We start from the raw sequence: 22,820 nt of genomic DNA on the forward strand, positions 1-22,820 counted from the left end.
GCCCGCCGCGTCAGCCGAGCTCCAGCGTCGTGACGCCGAACACCCGCTCCTGGGCGAGCGGCCGCACCGGGCCCGTGTACATCCGCGCGGTCTCGAACGTGGGCTTCAGGCCGCGCGTCTCGGCAAGGGCGACTGCCTCGGGCTGCGTCTCGGGCACGTCGATCGCGACGGGAGCGCCGTCCGCCTCGGCGGTCAGCGCGTCGAAGAGCGCCTCGGCGTCGGCGCGCGTGTCGGCGAACAGCGGGCCGATGCGCAGGGCTTCGCGGGCAGGACGCAGCACTCCGTACCCGGTCACGCGGCCGTCGACGATGCGGGCGAGGGCGCGGTGTCCCGGAGCGGTGAGCCAGGAGTCGAGGAAGCGCGGGCGGTCGGCGGGGTGGCTCGCGGCGTCGTACGCGGTGATGGCGCGGAGCCCGGCTGCCTCAACCGGCAGGATGTGCACGGGAGTTGGCGCTCCGGTGGTGGGTGCGGGGCCCAGGTAGCGCATGGTGGTGTGGGCGAACTCGAAGCCCGAGCGGCGGTAGTTGTCCTGCTGGGCGACCACGCCGTCGAGGCCGACGGTCCGCCTGCCCGCGTGGGCGAGCGCCGCCGTCCAGGTGGCGAGGCCGTGGCCCTGGCCCCGCAGGTCGGGACGGACCAGGTAGAAGCCCAGGAAGGCGTACTGGTCGTCGTAGTTGACGACGGAGATCGCGGAGGCCGGTCGACCGTCGACCCGGCCGATGAAGAATCCGTCGGGATCCTGGGCGAAGAAGGACGAGGTGTCCCCGAGCCCCGGGTTCCAGCCCTCGTCCGCCGCCCATTCGACGACCGCCCGCCAGTCGTCGGGCGTCGCCCGCGAGATGACGAGCCGTCCAAGGGCCGAATGTGTCATCGCTGCACCCTTCTCGCACCGGAAGGGACCGTCCCCTGCCCCGGAAGGGGGCCGTCCCTCGCATCGGAGAGGGACCGCCCCGGCACGATCGTTGATCACGACCGCACCGGGACCATCCTTCCCGACTCCTCGCCCTGCTATCCGGTGCTTCGGTGCGATTCAGGTCAGCCGATCTGGGCTCCGTACGCCGCGAGGGCGTCCGTCACCGGCTGGAAGAACGTCTGGCCGCCGGACGAGCAGTTGCCGCTGCCGCCCGAGGTCAGGCCCAGTGCGTCGCTGCCCGCGAAGAGCGAGCCGCCGCTGTCGCCGGGTTCGGCGCAGACGTCGGTCTGGATCAGACCGTCCACGGTGCCCTGCGGATAGGTGACCGAGACGTCGAGTGCCTGCACCGAACCGTCGTGCAGCTGGGTGGTGCTGCCGCTGCGCTGTACCTGCTCACCGACGACTGCCTCGCGCGCGCCGGTGATCTGCTGGGTGGAGCCGTTGTAGAGGTTGACCTCGCTCGGGTGCGGCACATCGGCCGTGTACTTCACCAGGGCGTGGTCAGCTCCGGGGAACGTCCAGTCGACGGCCTGACCGATCTCGGCGCCGCCCTGGCTGTCGGACCAGCTGGTGCCCGCGAGTTCGGTGCAGTGGCCCGCGGTGAGGAAGTGCGGGGCGCCGTCCTTGACGACGTTGAAGCCGAGCGAACAGCGACCGCCCGAGCTGTAGATGGGGTCGCCGCCCGCGATGAGCGGCGAGAACTTCCCCGCAGTCCGCTTGAGCACGGCCTTGCCGTCCTGGGCGGCGACGGCCTTCTTCAGCTTGCGCAGCTCGGCGCCCTTGACGGTGCTGTCGGCGGTGACGACGACCTTGTTGCTCACGGGGTCGATCGCGCGCGAAGTGCCGGGCACGGCACCCTTGTTGAGCTGCTTCTTGGCTGCTTCCAGGGCCGTCTGGGTGTTGCCGACGACCTTGGCCACGGCGCCGGCTTCGCGCGCCTGGTCGGCCGCCGCCTCGTCGACGACGTTGATGACGAGGTTCCGCGCCTTCGCGTCGTAGTACGCGCCGGCTGTATCGCCCTTCAGCTCGGCGGCCAGTGATGTCGCGAGGTCACCTGCGGCGGACGACGACAGGGTGTCGGCAGTGGGGGTGGGTGCCGCGGTGCTGGTGTTCGCCATGGTCAGGCTTCCCGCGACCAGGGCGGCGACGCTCGCTCCGGCCATGACGAGGCGGCGCGTGCGCAACTGTGGGGTTCTCACTCAGTACCTCCATGGGGGGTTGGAGCCGTTCCGGTCGGGTCGGCTCCGGGGAGTTACAGACATGAGCATGCCAAGCAGTCACGTGGTCGCGTCCCTGCCGGGCAACGGCGCCGAGTATGACGAGACCCGCACAAGGTCACAAGACCCGGCCACGGAAAGCGGCTTGAAAACCACGGCTGCGACTGCGTCGTGACACTCAGAGGGCACGCTGCCGGCCCTCGATGTACTGGCGGATCACGGTCAGCGGCGCTCCGCCGCAGGACCCTGCGAAGGCGGCTGCAGGAGGCGCCGCAGGCTCAGCAGCCTCCCCTGCCGTAGCCCGTGGGCGGCTATGTGGTGTGCGGTGTCCATGGTCCTATGGGCGCCGTACATCACTTTGAGCTTCGGGAGGCCAGGATGTTCGTCCCGTTCGGGGCCCTTGATTTTCTGGACCGCGCCACGACCGTGTACGGGGACCGTGTCGGCATCGTCGACGAACCGGATCAGCCCGCGGAGCCCTGGCAGGGGCTCACCTACCAGCGGGTGGGTGAGCTGGCGCGGGCCCAGGCCGCCGGGCTCGACGCGCTGGGGGTGCCGCACGGCGCGCGGGTCGCGGTGGTGTCGCCCAACAGCGCACGGTTGTTGACGTCGTTCTTCGGGGTGAGCGGATACGGCAGGGTGCTCGTGCCGGTGAACTTCCGGCTCACGGCCGACGAGGTGAGCCATATCGTCGGCCGGTCGGGGGCGAGCGTGCTCCTGGTCGACCCTGAGCTGACGGAGCGTCTGGCGGGCGTGGACTGCGCGCACCGCTTCACGCTCGGAGCAGCCGCCGACGAGGAACTGTACCGCTTCGGCACCGAGCCCGAGCCCTGGGAGCCCGACGAGAACGCCACCGCGACCATCAACTTCACCAGCGGCACCACCGCCCGCCCCAAGGGCGTACAGATCACCCACCGCAACATCTGGGTGAACGCCCTGACGTTCGCACTGCACGCGGGCGTCAGCGACCGGGACGTCTATCTGCACACCCTGCCGATGTTCCACGCCAACGGCTGGGGCATGCCGTTCGCGATGTCCGGCATGGGCGCGCGTCACATCGTGCTGCGCAAGGTGGACGGCGCGGAGATCCTGCGGCGCGTGGCCGAGCACGGTGTCACCGTGCTGTGTGCGGCGCCGGCGGTGGTCAATGCGGTGCTCTCCGCCGCGCAGACCTGGGAGGGGGAGATCCCCGGCCGGGACCGGGTGCGGGTCATCGTCGCGGGGGCACCGCCGCCCACGAAGACCGTCGAGCGGGTCGAGTCCGAACTGGGCTGGGAGTTCATCCAGATCTACGGCCTCACCGAGACGTCACCGCTCCTCACGATCAACCGCACGCGCGCCGAGTGGGACGGCCTTGAGCCCCGGGAGCGCGCGGAGAAGCTGGTGCAGGCCGGTCCGCCCGCCCTCGGCGTGACACTGCGTACGTCGGACGAGGGCGAGGTCCTCGCCCGCTCGAACGTGATCCTGGAGGGGTACTGGGAGCAGCCCGACGAGACCGCCGAGGCCCTGGAGGACGGCTGGTTCCACACGGGTGACGGCGGGAGCATCGGCAAGGACGGCCATCTCTCGATCAGCGACCGCAAGAAGGACGTGATCATCACCGGCGGTGAGAACGTCTCCTCGATCGAGGTGGAGGACGTCCTGTTCAGCCACCCCGCGGTGGCCGAAGTCGCGGTGATCGGGGTGCCGGACGAGAAGTGGGGCGAGACCATCAAGGCGTTGGTGGTCCTCGCTTCCGGCGCCGAGGCCACGGAGCAGGACCTGATCCGGCACTGCAAGGCCCACCTGGCCGGCTTCAAGGCCCCCACGTCGGTGGAGTTCCGCGCCGAACTGGCCCGCACGGCCACCGGAAAGCTCCAGAAGTACAAGCTGCGCCGGCCCTACTGGGAGGGGCGCGAGCGGGGCGTCAACTGAAAATCGCTGGAGACGGCCGCCCCCGCCCCATACCGTGACCCGGTCGATGATCAGCGGCTCTGTCCGTACGTGCCCACGTGGGAACAGGGTGCCTTGATCAGCATGTTGCGAATGAGGAGTCACGGTGGAGCACGGCGGATGGGCCGACGAACGGTACGGGGCGGTCGCGGAGGCGTTCACCCGGAACTTCGAGGAGTCCGGTGAACTCGGCGCGTCCGTCGCGGTGTTCGTCGACGGGCGCAAGGTCGTCGACCTGTGGGCCGGTGTCGCGGACGAGCGGACCGGGCGCCCGTGGGACGAGGACACCGTCGTCCCGGTCTTCTCCTGCGCCAAGGGCCTCGTCAGTGTCTGTGTCCATCTGCTCGCCCAGGAAGGGCACTTGGACCTCGACACCCCGGTGGCCGTCCACTGGCCGGAGTTCGCGCGCGGCGGCAAGGAGGCGGTCACCCCGCGCATGGTGCTCGCGCACCGCGCCGGACTCCCGGCCCTCGACCGTTCCCTCACCTTCGACGAGATCACCGCGTGGACGCCGGTGGTCCGCGCGATCGAGGAGCAGAAGCCGCTGTGGGAGCCGGGCGACGCCCACGAGTACCACGGGCACACCTTCGGCTTCGTCCTCGGTGAGCTGATCCGCCGCGTCACCGGGCGCACGCCGGGCCAGTACTTCCGCGAGGCCGTCGGTGACCGCCTCGGGCTGCGTACGTGGATCGGGCTGCCCGAGGACGAGGTGCCCCACTTGGCCCGGCTCGCCGAGGCCGAAGGCCGCCCGGGCAACCCCGACCCCGAGTCGCTCGTGATGCGGATCGTCACGATGAACGGTGCGTTCGCCTTCCCCGGCCTCGAAGAACCGCACGGCTGGAACGACCCGGCGCTGCTGCGCGCCGAGATTCCCGGCGCGGGCGCGGTGTCCTCGGCGCGCGGCCTTGCGACGCTGTACGCGGCCGCGGCGACCGGAGTCGACGGCTCGCCCCGCCTGCTCACGGCGGACACCGTCACCGACGCGCTGCGCGAGCTGACGGCGGGCCCGTCCTGGTCCGGCTTCCCCGACCTGGGCGCCCGCTGGGGCTCCGGCTTCCTGCTCGACGCACCCCGGTTCCGCCCGATGCTCGGCGCCCGCAGCTTCGGCAACGACGGCTCGGGCGGTCAATTCGCCTTCGGTGACGACGAGTTCGGGGTCGGCTTCGCCTACACGGCGAACCGCATGATCGGCCATGGCGACGCGCGCGCGAGGCGGCTCATCGAGGCGCTGGGGGCGTGCCTCCAGCCAGCATGAAAGCTCTGATCCGTTTCCCTGAGGAGAGTCACGTGTCGTCGGCGTCCAAGGAAACCGAGTCCGACAAGCTCGGGTCCAAGAAGATCGAACTGCATGTGCACCTGGAAGGCACGATCCGTCCTGCCACGCTCCTGGAGATAGCCCGCCGCAATGGTGAGACCCTGCCCGCTGACACGGTCGAGGGCCTCGAAGAGCTGTACCGGTTCACGGACTTCCGTCATTTCATCCAGGTGTGGGGCATGACGACCAACTGTCTGCGCACGGCCGGGGACTTCCGGCAGGTGGTGGTGGACTACGCGGAGCGGGCGAGCGGCCACGGCGCGGTCTATCTGGAGGGCATCTTCTCGCCCGCGGAACGCGTGGAGTCGTACGGCATCGACTGGGACGAGATCTACTCGGGGTACGTCGAGGGGGCGATGGAGGCCGAGGAACGGTTCGGCCTGACCGTCCGGCTGACCCCGGACCTGTACCGCGGCTGCCCCACGGACCTGGCAGAGGAGTGCGCGCGAGTGTCCGCCCGGTACCGCGACCAAGGTGTGGTGGGCCTCGGCATGGGCGGCGACGAACTCCGTGGCCCCCTGGAGCCGTACCGCAAGACGGTGGAGATCGCCCGGGACGGCGGACTCGCCTTCGTCCCGCACGCGGGAGAGACCGGCGGCAGCGAATCCGTCCGCGAGGCCCTCGAACTCGGCGCCGCCAGGCTGCGCCACGGCATCCGCGCCGCCGACGATCCGGAACTGCTCGCGGAGATCGCCGACCGGGGCGTCGTCCTCGACGTCTGCCCGACCTCGAACCTGCGCACCGGAGTGGTCGAACACCTCTCCACTCACCCGCTGCCGCGCCTGCGCGAGGCCGGCGCGCTGTGCTCGGTGAACACGGACGACCCGGCGATGTTCGGCACCGACCTCGGCCACGAGTACGAGCTGGCCGCGCGGCTCGGAGTCACCGCGGCGGACGCCTACGCGGCGGGTCTCGCGGGCGCGCTGTGCGAGGACTCGGTCCTCGCACGTCTCACCGCGCTCTGACCGTGATCCGCGCCGCCGAGTCGAAGTGTCCTTCGTCGTCGGCCGGTTGGGCGTAGACGACCGTGAAGGTGCGCCGCACCCCGTCGAAGCGGTCGACGTACGTCTCTTCGGACGGGCCGGTGCGCCGCGGCTCGGCGGTGATGTCGTACGTCCGGAGGAAGTCGGCGACTGAGGAGTCGCCGCTGTTGCCGACCCGGTACCGGAGCACGGAGGTGCCGTCCTGCTGCGTCCTGGCGTAGGTCGGCACGTAGAAACGCAGGTCCGGGCGGTGCTGGTCGTGATGCATGGCGGCTCTGCGCTCCACCGCCTCCTCGGGCGGTGCAGCATCCTGAGCGAGCAGGGCGAAGGCGGCCCGGATGACCACCGCCAGCGTCCACACCACGCATGCGGACAGGAACCAGACCAGCGCCTTGCGTCTACGAGGCCGCGTGCTCGCCCGTTCCATACGTCCCCCTCTGTCCCCACGCGCGGCGCCACACCGTGATCATTCCCGGACAGACCCTCGCCGCTCACGGGCACGTCCCGCAAGGTGGTATCGCCCACTCTTGCTGGCGCCGGCCGCCGATGTCGTGGCACCGTTCCCGGGCAGAAGGGACGGCACTCCTGCCCCACGAGGCGCATTTGGCCCGCCTTGGGCGCATTGTCCGTAAAGGCCGTGGACAATTTCCCGCTGTCCCTCAGGTTTCTGTTATCGGGGCGGAGACCAGGGATCTCCCCTTCTGTCGGAGGAGACAGGTCCCAGGACAGAGAGTGGACAACCGTGAGCAGTGAACGTGAAGTCGCGATGATCATGGCGGCACGGGCGGGGAACGAGCAGGCGCAGGACGAGCTCGTCGCCGAGTACCTGCCGCTGGTCTACAACATCGTCGGCCGGGCCCTGAACGGCCACGCGGACGTGGACGACGTAGTGCAGGAGACCATGCTCCGCGTGCTCGGCGGCCTTGAGGGGCTGCGCAGCCCCGAGAGTTTCCGCAGCTGGCTGGTGGCCATCACGATGAATCAGATACGCGGCCACTGGCGCGGGCGCGGGGCCGAGCCGATACCGGCCGGCGGTGGCCTCGCCGACGCGTACGACGTGGTCGACCCCGGCGCCGACTTCGTCGACCTGACCATCGTCCGTCTCGGGCTCTCCGGCCAGCGCCGCGAGACCGCAGAGGCCACCCGCTGGCTGGACGAGGAGGACCGCGCGCTGCTCTCCCTGTGGTGGCTGGAGTCCGCGGGCGAGCTCTCCAGGGCGGAGGTCGCCGCCGCGCTCGAGCAGACGCCGCAGCACACGGCGGTACGGGTGCAGCGGATGAAGGCCCAGCTGGAGACGGCCCGCGTGGTGGTGCGCGCGCTGTCGGCCGATCCGCGCTGTGTCCACCTGGAGCAGATAGCCGCCGGCTGGGACGGCGTGCCATCGGCCCTCTGGCGCAAGCGGCTCGCCCGGCACGCCCGCGACTGCGCGGCCTGCGCGAGCCACTGGTCGAACCTGGTGCCGGCGGAGCGGCTGCTCATCGCCCTCGGCCTGGTCCCGGTGGCGGCGGCGCTCGCGGACCGGGTCATGGCACCGGGCCTCGTCACGGTGGCGAACGCCCACGCGGCGCCCTCGGCCACCCACTCGGCCCCCTCGGCCGCCCCGTCGGCACGCGGCCGGGCACGCCTGCGGCGCACCAGGCGCCGCCGTCGCAACGCGACCGTGGCGGCCGCTGCCGCCGCCCTGTTGATCGGCAGCGGTACCGCCTACGTCCTCGCCACTCCGGAGTCGGACGAGACCTCGCCCTCCACCGCGGCGGCCACGGAGTCCCCGACGAGCGCCTCGCCCTCCAAGAGCCCGAGCAAGTCGCCGAAGCCCTCCGCGTCCCCGAGCAAGACCAAGGCCAAGCCGAAGCCGCAGCCGACCAAGACGAAGGCGAAGCCCTCCCCGACCCCCACCAAGGCCAAGCCGAAGCCGCAGCCGACGAAGACCGCCGCCCCGCCGCCGGCCACCCCCAGCGGCGTCGCCGACCAGGTCATCGCGCTGGTCAACACCGAGCGTTCCAAGGCGGGTTGTGGCCCCGTCACCTCCAACGCCAAGCTCGCCACGGCGGCCACCAAGCACTCCGCCGACATGGCGGCCCGCGACTACTTCGACCACACGAGCCCCGACGGCAAGGACCCCGGCGACCGCATCACCGCGGCCGGCTACCGCTGGAGCACCTACGGCGAGAACATCGCACGCGGCCAGCAGACCCCGGCCTCGGTCATGGACTCCTGGATGAACAGCGAGGGCCACAAGGCCAACATCCTCAACTGCTCCTTCAAGGAACTCGGCGTGGGAATCCACAACGGCTCCGGCGGCCCCTGGTGGACACAGGCCTTCGGTGCGGCGCTCTGACGCTCACCGGTCCGAGACCTTGTGGACGGAGGTGTCGTCGGGGTCGAGACGGCGCCCGTCCGCGGACCGCACTTCCAGTGCGCGAAGGCGCTGCCCCGCTCGGCGGTCGACCAGCTCCGAGTGCGGTTCGCCGGGGGCGAAGAAGTTCTGCTCGCCCCACTGCCGCAGGGCCACGATGACGGGGAAGAGCGCCTTGCCCTTCGGCGTCAGTACGTACTCGCGGTAGGCGCTGCCGTCCGACGCGGGGACGGATTCGAGGACACCGCCGGCGACCAGGGTGCGAAGGCGTGCGGTGAGGATGTTCTTCGCGACGCCGAGGCTGCGCTGGAACTCCCCGAAGCGCCGGCTTCCGTCGAAGGCGTCCCGCACGATCAGCAGGGACCACCAGTCGCCGATCGCGTCCACCGACCGGGCGACGGGACATTCGCTGTCGTCGAACCGCGTTCTGGTCACCATGGCGTCCCTCGCTCACTCTCATGACCCATCACTCTCATGACGGTTGCAACATGCTACCAACACTCGTTACCGTCACCACTGGTAGCAAGATGAAACCAGCCGTGCGGAGGAGTGCCGATGCCCGACAACTGCGATGCCGCGACACGACGGCCCGAGGCCCCAAGTACCGCGGCCTCAAGTACCGCGGCCTCAAGCGGGGAAGGCTCCGCGTTCGTCCTGTCCCGTGGCATCGTCATCCTCTTCGCCGTCGCCTCCGGGGCCGCGGTGGCCAACGTCTACTTCTCCCAGCCGCTCCTGGTGACCATGGGCCACGACCTCGCCATGAGCCCGGCGCTCGTCGGCAGCGTGGTCACCCTCACCCACGTCGGATACGGTCTCGGCCTCTTCTTCCTCGTGCCGCTGGGCGACATGGCCGACCGCCGACGGCTCATCGTGGCCCAACTGCTGCTCCTGGTCGTGGCGTTGGCCGTGGTGGCCGTCGCTCAGACGGCGGCGATCCTGCTCGCGGGTATGGCCGCGACGGGGCTTCTCGCGGTCGTCACGCAGACGTTGGTGGCCTTCGCGGCGTCACTGGCACCTGCCGCCGGGCGCGGACGGGTCGTAGGTCTGGTCACCAGCGGCGTGGTCACCGGCATCCTGCTCGCCCGCACCGCGTCCGGGCTCATCGCCGATCTCGCGGGTTGGCGCTCCGTCTACCTCGCATCGGCGTCGCTCACCGCGCTGCTCGCCCTGGTCCTGCACCGAGTGCTGCCGCGCCACAGCGACGTACCACCCACACCCCTGCGCTACGGACAACTCCTGCGCTCCACGGTCGCCCTGTTCGCACGGGAACGACTGCTGCGGATCCGGGCCCTGTTCGGACTGCTGATCTTCGCCGCCTTCAGCACTCTGTGGAGCAGCGTCGCGCTGCCGCTCAGCGAGGCTCCGTACTTCCTGTCCCACACCGCGATCGGGGCGCTGGGTCTGATCGGTGTCGCCGGCGCGCCGGCCGCGACGGTGGCGGGCCGCCTGAACGACCGCGGTCTTTCCGGGCGGACCACCGGCATCGCGCTCGCCCTGCTCGCCGCCTCGTGGCTGCCCTTGGCCTTCACCCGCAGCTCCCTCTGGGCCCTGGCCGTCGGGGTGATCCTGCTCGACCTCGCCGTGCAGGCGGTCCATGTCACCAACCAGACCCTGATCTACGCGCTGCACCCCGACGCGGGCAGCCGGCTGATCGGCGGATACATGGTCTTCTACTCGATCGGCAGCGCCACCGGCGCCATCGCCGCGACCTCCCTCTACACGGTGGCCGGTTGGGGCGCCGTATGCGCACTGGGCGCCGCGTTCAGCTCCCTCGGTCTCGTGCTGTGGGCGTTCACCCGGAACAGCACTGCTACCAGGGCGAGATCGACTGTATGCCGCTCCGGCGCCCCGCGGCGTCCATCCGATGCCCCATTCGCTTGACCATGTACAGGCCGACCGATCGGGTACGAGACCGGGGGCGCCTGCAGCACACCCCCGAGTTCACCGCGCACGGTAAGACCGCGGGCGCCGACCGTGCGGTGCTGGACGGCGCGACCGCCCTCGCCCTGGTGGGCGCCGATCTCGCGGCTTCCGGGGAACAGCGCCACCGGCTGCGCCGGGGTCGCCGAGCGGCGGGCCCGGAGGTAACGGCCGGGGCCGCACGGCACCTGGACGGGCGCCGCGGGTAACGTGTGCCCGGCTCATCGGACCGGGCTCTCGGGGAAAGGTTGTGGCGCGGCTTGAACTGCGATAGGTCGACGATGGCGGCGAGCGGCGAGCGGCGAGCGGCGAGCGGCCAGCGGCGAGCGGCGAGCGGCCAGCGGCCAGCGGCCAGCGGCCAGCGGCCAGCAGTGTGACGGTCGGGCGCGTGGCAGTCGGGCTGTTCGGCGGCGCGCCTCTGGGCGGGCATGAACGCCCGTGGGCCCCTGCGCGTCCGCGTCCCCGTCGGACACGACGCCGAGCGCTGGACCACCTTCCGCGCTGAGAAGACCCTGGTCGTAGCGGCCCGCACGGTGACGTCGACCGTGCGTGTCCTGGAGTGTCTGCCTGCCCTGCTGCGCGGCGACAGCCGGGTGAGCGTCGTCTTCGCGTACGACGCCACTTCCGCCTTCAACGACGGCGTACTCGAACTGCTGCACACCGCCGGCTGCCGGGTCATGCCGTGGGATCAGCTCGGCCGGATCACGCCCGACCTGATCGTCTCCGCGAGCGAGAACATCGACGTGCCCGACGGCGCCTGTCCGGTCCTCGTCCTTCCGCACGGCATCGGTTTCCAGAAGTTCGTGCCGGACTCGCGCTCGGCGCGGGACCGCCTCTCCGGTGTCGTACCGGACAAGCTGCTCGAAGCGGGCCGTGCCTGGCTCGCCCTCTCGCATCCGGCCCAGGAGGAGCAGCTGGTCGCAGCCCATCCGAAGGCCGCGGGGCGCACCCTGCTCGTCGGCGACCCGGTCTACGACGAACTGCGCGCGGGCGCGGGGCGGGCCGCCGCGTACCGACGCGCGCTGGGCCTGCGCGACGACCAGCACCTGGTGGTGCTCAGCTCGACCTGGGGACGCACCTCACTGCTCGGCCGGACGCCCGATCTCCCGGCGCGGCTGCTCGCCGCGCTGCCCTGCGACGAGTACCGGGTGGCGGCGATCGTCCACCCCAATGTGTGGGCGGCGCACGGTGGTTGGCAGATCCGGAACATAGAGGCCGCTGCCCTGGAGGCGGGCCTCATACTCGTCCCGCCGGTGGGCGCGTGGCAGTCGGTGCTCGTCGCGGCATCGGCCGTCGTCGGCGATCATGGTTCGGTGACCCTGTACGGGGCGGCGCTAGGAAAACCCGTCCTGCTCGGTGCGTTCGGCCACGACTCCGTGCCGGGTACGGCGATCGCCGAACTCGGCCGTGCCGCACCTCGGTTCGACCCGCACGGCGATCTGTACGCCCAACTGCGGCACGCCCTCCGTCAGTCCGCCCCGCGGCGTTACGCCGCCGTGGCCGACCACGCCTTCGCCGAGCCGGGTCTCGCGCTCGCCCGGCTGCGGACCGCGGTGTACGGGCTGATGGGACTGCCGGAACCGCGAACCGCACCGCCCGCCCCGTCACCGCCACCGCGCCCCGAACCGGCGACGGACGTCGTCACCTCATGGACGGTGACCACGTCGGTCATCCGGGAGCCGGAGCCCGCGACCGTCGTCGTGCGGCGCCGTCCGGCCGCCGCCGGCGACACCGCGGGCGAGGAGCCGGGCACGTTCACGCACCTGGCCTGCGACGACGCGGAACGGGACACCCGGCTGACCGAGAGCGCGTCGGTACTGCTGCGCGGTGCCCCAGCCGCCACGGTCACTGACGCGATCAGTTGGGTGCGGGACACCCTCGACCGCTTCCCCGGCGCACTGCTCGCCGCGTCGGCGCTGTCCGGCGGCGGTTGTCTGACCGGTCTTCGGGACGGACGCCTCGTGGAGGCGGCAATGACCGGACCACCGACCGGCCCCGGCCTCACGGCCGCGGCCGTCTACACCTGCCTGCGCGCGGGCCTCCCCATGACGGACACCATCGTGACGCTACGGATCGGCGACACGCACGAGGAGGATGTCGCACTCCACGTCCGGCCACAGCCTGGCCCCTTCGCCTGAGCCGCCGCCCCCTGGCCCCACCACATGTCAAGGGCCCAGCTCAATGGTCGGTGACCAGACCACCGGCAGACCCCGGCCACACGGCCCCAGCCCTCCACACCCGCCAGCGCACGGACCTTCCGACCACAGACACCATCGCGCCACTACGGATCATCCCCGACGACCGGCCCCCTCGACCGAGCCGCCCGCCCAGGCCCCCCGCCGCACGTCAGACATCCCGCTCGCCCGCCAGCCGTCCCAGCCACCGCCTCAACTCCTGTGCCTCCGGGTTGCCTTCGGACTCGTAGATCTCTGCCGCCCTCAGCAGGAGAGGGCGGAGCCCCGGCGCGCTCTCCTCCCTCGCTTCCAAGAGGTTGGCGAGTGCCACCCTCGCCTCGGCCTCGTAGTGGAACGCCTCCAGTGCGCGCAGGGTCTCCGCCGCGTCCTCCAGGGCGGTGATCGCCTCGTCGGTCCTGCCGTGTCGTTCGTGCACCGCAGCCAGAGCGATCAGGACGCGGGCCGCCATCCTCGGGTCCTCGCAGGCCGTCAGTGCCCGGTGCGCCTCCCGCAGCGTCTTCAGGGCGTCGGCGTGATCGCCGTGGGCGTCCTGTGCGCGGCCCAGGAAGTACGTTGCTATCGCCGCGCCTCGCATTTCCTGTCCCTGGATGTTGAGTTCGAGGGACTTTCGGTACGCCGCCATGGCCCGGGGCAGGTCGGTGCGCTCCCAGAGGCGGCCGGCGAACTCCAGGGCGGAGGCGTGCACCACGGGGTGCCCCGACACCTCGGCGCAGGCCACGGCCTTCTCCAGTTCGACGCGGGCCGCCTCGTGCTCGCCCAGGCTCATCAGCGGGCGGGAGAGCAGGCTGCGCAGCCTCGCCTCGGCTGCCGGGACCGGCGTGGCGTCGGCCACCGCTGCCGCCACGCCCAGCTCCAGGGACTCCTTCCAGGCGGCGAGGTGCCGGTGGTGCAGGAAGAGCACCGTGAACGCTTCGGAGAGCTGCCACACCTGCGTGAACAGGCCCTCGTCGAAGGCCGTGCGCAGCACTTCGAGGATGTTGGGGTGTTCGGCCTCGAGCCAGTCCAGCGGGGCCGGCGCGCCGTCGGCGGCGAAGGGATCAGGCGCGTCCGCCAGGAGGTCGGCGAGATCGGCGATGCGCAGGCGGTCGGCTCTGACGGCCCGGTCGGCGAACGCGGTCAGGGCGAGATAGTGCGTCACCATGCGCTCGACCGCCGCGCGCAGCGTGGCCCGCGTCTCCTCCTGGGCGGCGCGCTCGCGGGCGTGCAGGCGTACGAGATCGTGGAAGCGGTAGCGGTCGTCCTCGGTCAGGTCCATGAGCCGCACCTCCTCCAGGGCGTCGAGCAGGGAGCGGGCGGCGTCCGTGTCGAGCCCGGCCGCGGCAGCCGCGGCCCCGGCGTCGAACGATCCGCCGGGCAGACAGGACGCGAGCCGGTACATCCGGGACGCCTCCGGTGACAGCTCCCGGTAGGTGAGATCGAACACCGCGGTCACGGAATGCTCCTTCCCCACGGCCATCCCCGCCAACCGGCCGCTCTCGTCGGCCAGTTCGCGGGCAAGGCGCGTCATGGTCAGCCTTGGCCCGGCGACAAGGCGGGCCGCGAGCACACTGAGCGCCTCGGGCAGACCCGCGCACAGCTCGACCAGGTGCCGGGCCGCCTCCTCCTCGGCCGCCACGGCTTCGTCGCCGCACAGCTCGGCCAGCAACTCGAGGCCGCTGCCGTGGCCGAACGGCTCCACAGGCAGCAATCGGGCCCCGGAGACGGCGAGTTCACCGAGGCGGGCATGGCTGGTGGCCAGCACGACGCTGCCCGGCCCCTTGGGGATCAGCGACCGCACCTGTGCCGGGTGGCTGACGTTCTCGAAGACCATCAGTAACCGGCGCGGCGCCGAATGCGACCGGAACAGCGCGACGCGATCCTCGTACATCGCGGGAATGTACGACTCCCCGATCCCGATCGAAAGCAGGCACTTGCGCGCCGCCTCGGACACGTCGCTGCCGCCCGAACGCCCGCCCAGCGAGGCGAAGTCGACGTAGATCTGCCCGTCGGGAAAGAGCGCACGCCCCTGCCCGGCCGCCCAGTGGCAGACCATCGACGTCTTGCCGACGCCGCGCAGACCGTAGAGGAGCCCGAGACCGACCCGGTCCCGGCTCCGCTCCGAGCGTCCCACACCGAACCAGCCGTCGAGTCGTGCGATGTCGTCCCGCCGATTGACGAAACTCCCAAGGACGGGCGGGACTTGGTCCGGTTTGACGTGCGGTCCGGGAGCCTGTGCCTGCCGGACGTTGAACGTGATGCCCCCGTGCACCTGCCCCGCCTGGACGACGGGCCCGGTCACGATTCCGGACAAGTCGTTGTGCGCGTGCACCGGCCCGTTCGTCGGCTCATCGGGCTCTTCGCTCGGCATCCAGGTCTCCCCCTCGCTCGGCGCGCTCGGGGCACCTGCCCCCAAAGCATCACTGGTGCCACCGTAGAGAGCGATCTTCGTCCTGGCGAGGAGGCGTCGTGGCAGTGCCCGCACTGACGCGTGCGGCGCGGATCTGTAGGTTGTCGCCATGACCGACAAGATCACCGTAAGCGTCCTCGGCACCGGCATCATGGGCACCGCGATGGCCCGCAACCTCGCCCGCGCCGGGCATCACGTCCGGGCCTGGAACCGCAGCCGCGACAAGGCCGAGCCCCTGTCCGCCGACGGCGCGTACATCGCCGACACCCCCGCCGACGCGGTGCGGGGCGCCGACGCCGTACTCACCATGCTGTACGACGGCGCCGCCGCCCTGGAGGTGATGCGGCAGGCGGTCCCCGGCCTGCGCCCCGGCACGGCCTGGGTGCAGTCGACGACCGCGGGCATCGAGGCCCTCGGCGACCTCGCCGACTTCGCCCGCGACCATCAACTCCCCTTCTACGACGCTCCCGTGCTCGGCACCCGGCAGCCCGCGGAGGCCGGAAAGCTGCTCGTCCTTGCCGCAGGTCCGGTCGAGGGCAGGGACGTCGTGACTCCCGTCTTCGACGCCGTCGGAGCCCGGACCGTGTGGACCGGCGACGACGGGGCGGCGGGCAGCGCCACGCGGCTCAAACTGGTGGCCAACAGCTGGGTCATCGCGGCCACCAACGCTACGGGCGAGGCCCTCGCCCTGTCCCGGGCGCTCGGCGTGGACCCGCAGGACTTCTTCGACGTCATCGCGGGCGGCCCGCTCGACATGGGCTATCTGCACGCCAAGGCCGATCTCATCCTGGGAGACCGGCTGACACCCGCCTCCTTCGCGGTGGCCACCGCGGCCAAGGACGCCCGCCTGATCGTCGAGGCGGGCGAGCGGCACGGCGTGCGCCTCGACGTGGCCGCCGCGGGCGCCGAACGCCTGCGCCGCGCCGCCGAACAGGGCCACGGGGACGAGGACATGGCGGCCGCGTACTTCGCCAGCTTCGACGACGAATCCCGCGCCTGACGTGGTGGGGGCTACCAGGTGACCGGGAATTCGAGCAGCCCCTGAATCGTGCCGCCCGGCTTGAAGGGCACCTGGTCCGTCGGCAGGTTCGGCGCGAGCGTGGGCACGCGGGTGTGGAGCACCGTCAGGGCGATCTCCAGTTCCGCGCGTGCCAGGTTCTGGCCCAGGCATTGGTGGACGCCGTGGCCGAAGGCGATGTGCTGAGCGGCCGAGCGCCGCACATCGAGGACGTCGGGGCGTGCGAACGCCCTGGCATCGCGGTTGACCAGCGACGTGGCCATGACCACCCCGTCACCGGATCGGATCACCCGGTCGGCGACGGGGATGTCCGCGACGGCCACGCGGAGCAGGCCGTCCGCGACGGACAGGAAGCGGAGCAGTTCGTCGACGGCGCCGGGCAGCAGCGCGCCGTCCGCCCTCAACTCCGCCAGTTCCCCGGGGTGTTCCATCAGGGCGAGCGCGCCGAGGGAGATCATGTTGGTCGTCGTCTCGTGTCCCGCGATCAGCAGTACGAGGGCGATCCCGGCCAACTCGTCGCGGTCGACGGCCCCTTGGGCGCGCTGCTGGGCGATCAGGTCGTCGAGGAGCGCGTCGCGCGGGTCGGCCTCCCGGGTCATGACCAGGTCGCGCAGATAGCCCTCGAGCTCCGCGCGCGCCCGCTCCGCCCCGGCCGCGGTCGACGCCGTGAGCAGCCGGTGCGAGCGGCTCTCGAAGAAGTCGTGGTCGGCGTACGGGACTCCGAGGAGTTCGCAGATCACCATCGACGGCAGCGGCTGCGCGAACGCGGCGACCAGATCGGCGGGCGGCCCCTGCTCCAGCATCGTGTCGAGGAGCCCGTCCGCGATCCGCCGGATGTCCTCCCGCATCGCGCCGATGCGCCGGGAGCTGAACGTGGGAAGGACCAGGCGCCGCTGCCGCGCGTGATTCGGTTCGTCGACGCCGACGAGCGGCGTCACCTGGGAGCTCAGCGCCGCGTCACGCGGCGTCGGGTGCGGGAAGGCGGGGTTCTGGCGGTCGGCGGAGAGCCGCGGGTCGGCGAGCAGGGCGCGTGCCTCGGCGTGTCCGGTCACCACCCAGACCGGCCGTCCGTCGTGCAGGGCCACCCGCGACAGGGGACCCTGCTCCCGGAGTCGGCCGTAATCCGGTGGCGGCTCGTAGGGGCACTCCCGGTCGGCGGGGAACACGAGGCTCCGCGACGTGTGCGCGCGGGCGCCGGGCTCTTCCGGCAATTCCATGGGTCGCCTTTCCACGAAGCGTCCTGTGCGGGATGGCCGGTGCCGGGCGGGCCCGGCACGGATGTCAGAGCGGGGCGGATGTCAGAGCGGCGCGGCGGCGGGCGCGGCCCCGCGAAGCCGCTGGACGAAAGCGTCCGTGTCCGCGGGCAACTCCGTTCCGCACCAGGCGACATGACCGTCGGGGCGTACGAGCACCAGGGGCTTCCCGTACCGCCGGGCGACATCCGGGTCCGCGCACGGGGTGACGGTCAAGGGCACCCGGTGGTCGGCGAACGCGCGCCGCACTTCCACCGCGGGCTCGGTCGGGTCGAAGGTCAGCAACACGTACCGGCGGCCGAAGAGGTCGAGCGTGGAGCGGTCCGGTGCGAGCCAGGCGTGCGGGGCGCGCACGCCGGGGACGGCTCCCTGCCGCCAGTCCGGCGCGCCATCGGCCCCGTCCCGGCCCGCGTCCCCGTTCATGATGAGAGGGGAGTCGTAGCGCAGCCCGAAGGCCATGTCCGGGGCGTCGAACTCCCTGCGGACGCCGCCCTGTTCCATCCGCCGGGCCAGCTCGGCGCGGGCCCGCGCCCCCTCTGCGGTGTCCGACGCGATCTCCGGCGGCAGGGTCCTGCGGGTGGTGCGCGCCATGTTGGCGTGTGCCTCGTCGAGGCTGTGCTCGGCGACCGGGCGCCGCTCGGTGTCGTAGCTGTCGAGGAGTCCGGGCCCCGCCCATCCTGCGAGTCGCGCCGCGAGCTTCCAGGCGAGGTTGTCGGCGTCCGCGATGCCGGTGTTCATGCCGAAGCCGCCGGACGGCGAGAGGGTGTGGGCGGCGTCGCCCGCGAAGAAGACCCGCCCGGCGCGGAAGCTCTGGGCGACCCGGTGCGTCAGATGCCAGGTGTTGTCGGACAGGACGGTGAGCGGCGTGTCGAAGGCCACCGCACGGCGCAGCAGCCCCAGCGCGTCCTCGGCCCGTTCCGCCTCGCTCTCGGCGCTCGCCGTCAGGCGGTACATCGCGCGTCCGTCCATCGCCCGCAGCGGATAGCGCAGCAGTCCGAGCGCGGTCAGGAAGTGCACCAGGGCCGCCGACTCGCCCAGCCTGTCGCGGAGTTCGGGGGCGTCGAAGAGGATGTTCCGGAACACCCGGGTGCGGTGGTACGAGGGAGCGGGCACCCCGCAGGCCTTGCGCAGCGGGGATGCCGCGCCGTCGCACGCCACCACGTACGCGGCATCGACGGTGGTGCTCGTCCCGCCGGTCTCGTCCGTGACCGTGGCCGTCACCCGGTCGTCGTGCCGCACTGTCCCGTCGCAGCGCAGGCCGAGGCGAACCGGGCCGTGCGGGTGGGTGCCGAGCGCGGTCAGGAGCGCCGGCATGAGCCAGTGCTGGGGGCAGACCTGGTCCGGCTCCGGAGTGTGGTCGGGCAGTGGCCGTCCTGCCGCGGTACCGAAGGGGAGCCGCAGGATCTCGTGGCCGCCGACCGCGGTCACCCAGGCGACGTCGAGCGGATGGTCGTCCGGCCAGCCCGCCTCGCGCAGCGCGGGGGCGACGCCCCAACGCCGGAAGAGTTCCATCGACCTCGGGCCGACGGTGCCCACCTTGGGGTGGCCGACCGTGCCGTCCGTGCGCTCGACCACCAGGTGGTCGACGCCGTGGTGGCGCAGGGCGAGGCTCAGGGCGAGGCCCACCGGGCCACCGCCGACGACGAGGACATCCGTATGAAGTGGGGGGCGCGGCATCGGTCTCTCCCGTTCGTCGTCGGGCCGGGGTGCGGGCCTGCTGCCGCCCCGGGACAGTCTGTTGCCGGGCCGGGTGGCCCCACATCCCCCGCCCGTGCCCGGAACGCGTGGCTCCGCGCGGCCCGGGGCGGGCCGGCCGCCGCACTGCGGGCGCGTCATCCCACGGGGATGCACGGGTTCGGGCGTCCCCGGATCGCGGGCGGCTTCCGGCGGGGATTTCCGTCCCTACCCTCGGGGCCACCGGCGCCCGCCGGGCCGCAGACCGAGCCGTCAGATCGGGGAATTCCATGGCCCAGCAGACCGATGCCCGTTCCCAACCCCCCGCCGAGGAGCCGTACTTCGACGATCTCGCCGAGTTGTACGAGCGGTTCATCCAGGTCATCGACGGCGACGAGAGCCCCGTACGCGGCTGGCTCAACGAGTCGCTGCGGGACGGCGGCCGTGCCCTCGACGTCGGCTGTGGCGGTGGCCGCAACTGTGTGCTCCTGTCGTCGCGTTACAAAGAGGTGCTCGGCGTGGACATCGCCGAGCGGATGCTCGACATCGCCCGTTCCCTCCGTGCCAAGCCCGCCATCCGTTACGAACGCCGTGGTGTCTTCGGTCTGTCGGCCGACCGCGACGGCACCTTCGATCTGGTCCTGTCCGTCAACTCCGTCTTCCACATGGGTCCGCCCGACGAGGTGCTCGCGCGGCTGCGCTCGATGGTCGCGCCGGGCGGCCGCCTTGTCGTCATCGACGTGGTGCTCGACGACGACTGGGACACCTCGGTGGACGGCTGGCAACTGCCGTACGCCTTCGGCACGGCGCGGATGGTGTACCAGGTCTCCGGTGACTCCGCTGCGGCCGCCGACGCGGTGCGGCTGATGCTGCACCCGCGCTGGCTGGAGATGAGCCGGGGCAATCTTCCGCTGTCCCGCAGCGCCTTCCACCGTGCGTACGCCGACGCGCTGCCCGGCGTGGTGATCAGGGACGACGTGAACCCGACGCTCTGCACGGCCGTCTGGGACGCGCCGTCCGCCTGATCCGCCACGGGGCCGTCCCGCCGTTCACCCCTCGGCCCGGGGCAGCCACGCGCAGGGACCCTCCAGGCAGGCGCGCAGGGCCCCGATTTCGTCGGGGGTCCCGGTGTAGCAGAGGTGCCCGTCGGGTCGTACGAGGCTGACGCGGGCCCGTCGCCCGGCGGCTCCCCAGCCGGGCGGCGGCCGCTCCCCCGCCCGCACCACGTGGACGTCGACCGGGACCGGATAGCGGCCGAGGAGATCCCGGACCGTGCGCAGCCGCTCGTCGAACGCGGGGTCGGCGCGCCGCCCCTCGGAGACGAGCAGGCTGTAGCGGACGCCGTGCGCGCCACCGCCTCCGGAGGCCGAGGGGAAGGCCCCGTACGGAATGCGGTCCCCGGGGCGCGGCCCGCGGCCCGGCCTGCGGCGGGCCACGGCGACGGCGGGGCTGCGCCGGTAGCCGATCCAGGTCTGGGCGAACAGGCGGAAGATCCCGTGGCGCACCGGGCGAAGGCGGCTCAGCGGGCGGATGAGCAGCGGCGCGACATGGGTCCTGAACCAGACGGCGATGCCGTGGTCCACCGTCTCGAGCGCGAAGCCGCGGTCGGTGCCCCGGAGGACCTGCCGGGCCACCGGTCTGCGTTCGGCGTCGTAGGAGTCGAGGAGCCGCTCCCCCGCGTGCCCGCCCGCGACCTGGGCGAGTTTCCAGCCCAGGTTGAAGGCGTCACCGATGGCGAGGTTGAGGCCCTGGCCGCCGGCCGGGCTGTGGATGTGGGCGGCGTCGCCCACCAGATGGACGGGTCCTGACCCGAAGCGTTCGGCGATTCTGCTGTGCAGCCGGAACAGCGCGGTCCACTCCACCGTCCGCAGGGTGGCGTCCACCGAGAAGTACTCGTCGAACCACCGCTGCAGGGTCTCGTCGCCGATCGCCGCATAGGCGCTGTGCGGGGCGTGCGGTCCGTCCGGCGCCGGGGTGAGGCCGCGCGGTACGGCGCCGAAGAAGCGGTACCGGTCGCCGCTCATGCCGAGCATCCCGACGAAGCCGCCTCTGGCGAGGTTGAGCCGCAGCCTTCCGTCGGCGGGTCTGCCCGCGCCCGCGAAGTCGGTCTCGACGTCGGCGAGGAGACCGGTCTGCCCGAAGGTCCGCCCGGTGAACCCGAGCCCGAGGCTGCGGCGCACCGCGCTGCCGGCGCCGTCCGCCGCGGCGGTCCAGCGCGCGGACACCTCGAACTCGGCGCCGGAGCACCGCCGCAGGACCGCCGTCCGCGGGCGGGCCGGGTCGGTGAAGCGGACGAACTCGGTGTCCCAGTCGACCGCGGCTCCCCGCTCCGTCAGCGCGTCCACGAGCAGTTGCTCGGTGCGGTACTGCTCAAGGGCGAGCGCGTACGGGAAAGGGGTGCGGCCCTCGATGCCGCGGCCGGCGAGCGGGAAACCTCCCGCCCGCCGGCCGCGTTCGAACATCTCCACGTGCGTGATCTTGCGGCCGGACTCGATGAGGGGTGCGGCCACACCGATCCGGTCGAGGAGCTCCAGGGTTCTGGTGTGGATGAGCCCCGCGCGCGACTCCCGGACCGGACCGCCGGCCGCGTCCACGATGCGGCAGCGCACCCCGCACTCGGCCAGCACGTTCGCCAGGGCGAGGCCCGCCGGTCCCGCCCCGACGATCAGTACGTCCGTCTCCATCAACCGGCCGGTGCCTGCCAGCAGGCGGCGTAGAAGCCGGGGTAGAGGTCGTCGGCGAACTCCACTCCGGGCAGCGACGCCTCGTAGGCCCGGTGGAACTCCTCGCGGCTCGGCGGGACGCTCAGTTCGCTCAGCTTGCGCCAGCTGGGGTGCAGGAAGAGGCTCAGGCCGTCGGCCGCGGCGCCCGCGTCCCCGGTGACCCGGTAGGCGGTCTGCGCGATCTCGAAGGCGTACGTGGTCTGCCAGTCCGGCTGCCCGTACACGGGGGTGCGCTCGGGGTCGAAGACGACCAGGCGGCCGCCGGGGGCGACCAGCGAGCGCAGGTGACCCAGGATCCGCTCGTACCGGCCCATGTGGAAAACGGCGCTGAAGGAGAAGACGGCGTCGAACTGGCCGTCCTTCTCGGCGGTGACGTCGTAGGCGTCCCGCTCCTGATAGCTGATGTTGGGTGCGGGCCGGGACTTGCGGGCTATGTCGATCATGGGTGCCGCGGGGTCGATGCCGAGCACCTGGTCGTAGCGCTCGGAGAACATCAGGCAGTGCCGTCCGGCGCCGCAGCCGACGTCGAGCAGCCGGCCGCCGCCGGGCAGCCGGGCGTCGAGCCAGTCGTGGATGGGGTTCTGGCCCGACTCCACGCTGAGGGTGAACTGTTCGAAGAGTGCGGCGAGATCACCGAAGAGGACCGGGATCTCCGCAGAGGGGGGACCTGCGGGTACGTCGTCCCGCGAGGTGGCAGCTGCTGTCATGGCGTTCTCGCTCCGCTTCGGGTTGCGATGTCCGCGGGCAGATGGGGTGCCACGAGGCGACACGGGTCATGTCGTGGCACCCGAGGACGCTAACCACCGCGCCGCGCCGCCCGGTACCTCGGGCGCTCCGCGACGCGGGCTTCCCACGCGGATGCGTGGGGTGAGGGCAAGGCGTGGGGTCCGGACGGGGGATACGGACGGTTCTGCCGCGCCCCGAAGGGGCGCGGG

The 22,820-nt window shown here is 72.0% G+C and carries 18 protein-coding genes; 9 read left to right on the forward strand and 9 right to left on the reverse strand.

What is annotated here, in order from left to right; translation table 11 throughout:
• Positions 1-10 precede the first annotated feature (10 nt).
• Complete coding sequence (locus tag AB0O76_RS13405; RefSeq protein ID WP_365489138.1) at positions 11-871, reverse strand: GNAT family N-acetyltransferase; 861 nt, start codon at positions 869-871, stop codon at positions 11-13.
• 164 nt (positions 872-1,035) lie between these two features.
• Positions 1,036-2,076, reverse strand: a complete 1,041-nt coding sequence (locus AB0O76_RS13410; RefSeq protein ID WP_365489767.1) for a S1 family peptidase — start codon at positions 2,074-2,076, stop codon at positions 1,036-1,038.
• A 432-nt stretch (positions 2,077-2,508) separates the two neighbouring features.
• Here AB0O76_RS13410 and AB0O76_RS13415 point away from each other — a divergent pair, with 432 nt between their 5' ends.
• From AB0O76_RS13415 to add, 3 genes are all read left to right on the forward strand, one after another.
• On the forward strand, positions 2,509-4,044 hold the full coding sequence (locus AB0O76_RS13415) for an AMP-binding protein (protein ID WP_365489141.1): 1,536 nt from the start codon (positions 2,509-2,511) through the stop codon (positions 4,042-4,044).
• A gap of 124 nt (positions 4,045-4,168) precedes the next feature.
• Positions 4,169-5,317: a serine hydrolase domain-containing protein gene (locus AB0O76_RS13420; RefSeq protein WP_365489143.1), complete on the forward strand. Its 1,149-nt coding sequence runs from the start codon at positions 4,169-4,171 to the stop codon at positions 5,315-5,317.
• A 32-nt stretch (positions 5,318-5,349) separates the two neighbouring features.
• Positions 5,350-6,342, forward strand: a complete 993-nt coding sequence (gene add, locus AB0O76_RS13425) for an adenosine deaminase (protein WP_365489145.1) — start codon at positions 5,350-5,352, stop codon at positions 6,340-6,342.
• Here add and AB0O76_RS13430 read toward each other — a convergent pair.
• Positions 6,329-6,787: a hypothetical protein gene (locus AB0O76_RS13430; protein WP_365489148.1), complete on the reverse strand. Its 459-nt coding sequence runs from the start codon at positions 6,785-6,787 to the stop codon at positions 6,329-6,331. The two genes, add and AB0O76_RS13430, sit on opposite strands and share 14 nt — an antisense overlap.
• Positions 6,788-7,102: 315 nt before the next feature.
• Here AB0O76_RS13430 and AB0O76_RS13435 point away from each other — a divergent pair, with 315 nt between their 5' ends.
• The gene (locus AB0O76_RS13435; RefSeq protein ID WP_365489151.1) at positions 7,103-8,698 is read left to right on the forward strand and encodes a sigma-70 family RNA polymerase sigma factor; all 1,596 of its coding nucleotides are present in this window, start codon (positions 7,103-7,105) and stop codon (positions 8,696-8,698) included.
• A 3-nt stretch (positions 8,699-8,701) separates the two neighbouring features.
• Here the strand turns inward: AB0O76_RS13435 and AB0O76_RS13440 are convergent, their stop codons facing one another.
• Complete coding sequence (locus tag AB0O76_RS13440) at positions 8,702-9,154, reverse strand: helix-turn-helix domain-containing protein (protein WP_365489154.1); 453 nt, start codon at positions 9,152-9,154, stop codon at positions 8,702-8,704.
• A gap of 117 nt (positions 9,155-9,271) precedes the next feature.
• Here AB0O76_RS13440 and AB0O76_RS13445 point away from each other — a divergent pair, with 117 nt between their 5' ends.
• From AB0O76_RS13445 to AB0O76_RS13455, 3 genes are all read left to right on the forward strand, one after another.
• Entirely contained in the window at positions 9,272-10,597 is a 1,326-nt protein-coding gene (locus AB0O76_RS13445) for an MFS transporter (RefSeq protein ID WP_365489157.1), read from the forward strand.
• A 2-nt stretch (positions 10,598-10,599) separates the two neighbouring features.
• Positions 10,600-10,845, forward strand: coding sequence for a hypothetical protein (locus AB0O76_RS13450; RefSeq protein WP_365489160.1), 246 nt, complete (start codon positions 10,600-10,602; stop codon positions 10,843-10,845).
• Positions 10,846-11,064: 219 nt separating this feature from the next.
• A complete protein-coding gene (locus AB0O76_RS13455; protein ID WP_365489163.1) occupies positions 11,065-12,774 on the forward strand; it encodes a hypothetical protein in 1,710 nt (569 codons plus the stop codon).
• 208 nt (positions 12,775-12,982) lie between these two features.
• Here the strand turns inward: AB0O76_RS13455 and AB0O76_RS13460 are convergent, their stop codons facing one another.
• Positions 12,983-15,178, reverse strand: coding sequence for a hypothetical protein (locus AB0O76_RS13460; RefSeq protein ID WP_365489165.1), 2,196 nt, complete (start codon positions 15,176-15,178; stop codon positions 12,983-12,985).
• Positions 15,179-15,326: 148 nt separating this feature from the next.
• On the opposite strand from AB0O76_RS13460, the gene AB0O76_RS13465 reads away from it, so the two are divergent.
• Positions 15,327-16,217 (forward strand): NAD(P)-dependent oxidoreductase, encoded by an 891-nt coding sequence (locus AB0O76_RS13465; RefSeq protein WP_365489168.1) that lies wholly within the window; start codon positions 15,327-15,329, stop codon positions 16,215-16,217.
• An 11-nt stretch (positions 16,218-16,228) separates the two neighbouring features.
• On the opposite strand, the gene AB0O76_RS13470 is transcribed toward AB0O76_RS13465, so the two are convergent.
• Together AB0O76_RS13470 and AB0O76_RS13475 are read right to left on the reverse strand one after the other, a co-directional pair.
• A complete protein-coding gene (locus AB0O76_RS13470; protein ID WP_365489171.1) occupies positions 16,229-17,452 on the reverse strand; it encodes a cytochrome P450 in 1,224 nt (407 codons plus the stop codon).
• Positions 17,453-17,533: 81 nt separating this feature from the next.
• On the reverse strand, positions 17,534-19,165 hold the full coding sequence (locus AB0O76_RS13475; RefSeq protein WP_365489174.1) for an FAD-dependent monooxygenase: 1,632 nt from the start codon (positions 19,163-19,165) through the stop codon (positions 17,534-17,536).
• 287 nt (positions 19,166-19,452) lie between these two features.
• On the opposite strand from AB0O76_RS13475, the gene AB0O76_RS13480 reads away from it, so the two are divergent.
• A complete protein-coding gene (locus AB0O76_RS13480; protein ID WP_365489177.1) occupies positions 19,453-20,187 on the forward strand; it encodes a class I SAM-dependent methyltransferase in 735 nt (244 codons plus the stop codon).
• A gap of 24 nt (positions 20,188-20,211) precedes the next feature.
• Here AB0O76_RS13480 and AB0O76_RS13485 read toward each other — a convergent pair whose 3' ends face one another.
• Together AB0O76_RS13485 and AB0O76_RS13490 are read right to left on the reverse strand one after the other, a co-directional pair.
• Positions 20,212-21,846, reverse strand: coding sequence for an FAD-dependent monooxygenase (locus AB0O76_RS13485; protein ID WP_365489180.1), 1,635 nt, complete (start codon positions 21,844-21,846; stop codon positions 20,212-20,214).
• The gene (locus tag AB0O76_RS13490; protein ID WP_365489183.1) at positions 21,846-22,592 is read right to left on the reverse strand and encodes a methyltransferase domain-containing protein; all 747 of its coding nucleotides are present in this window, start codon (positions 22,590-22,592) and stop codon (positions 21,846-21,848) included. The genes AB0O76_RS13485 and AB0O76_RS13490 overlap by 1 nt, the downstream gene beginning before the upstream one ends.
• Positions 22,593-22,820: the final 228 nt, after the last annotated feature.

It is taken from the genome of Streptomyces sp. NPDC086554 (genome assembly GCF_040686095.1).
GTDB lineage: Bacteria > Actinomycetota > Actinomycetes > Streptomycetales > Streptomycetaceae > Streptomyces.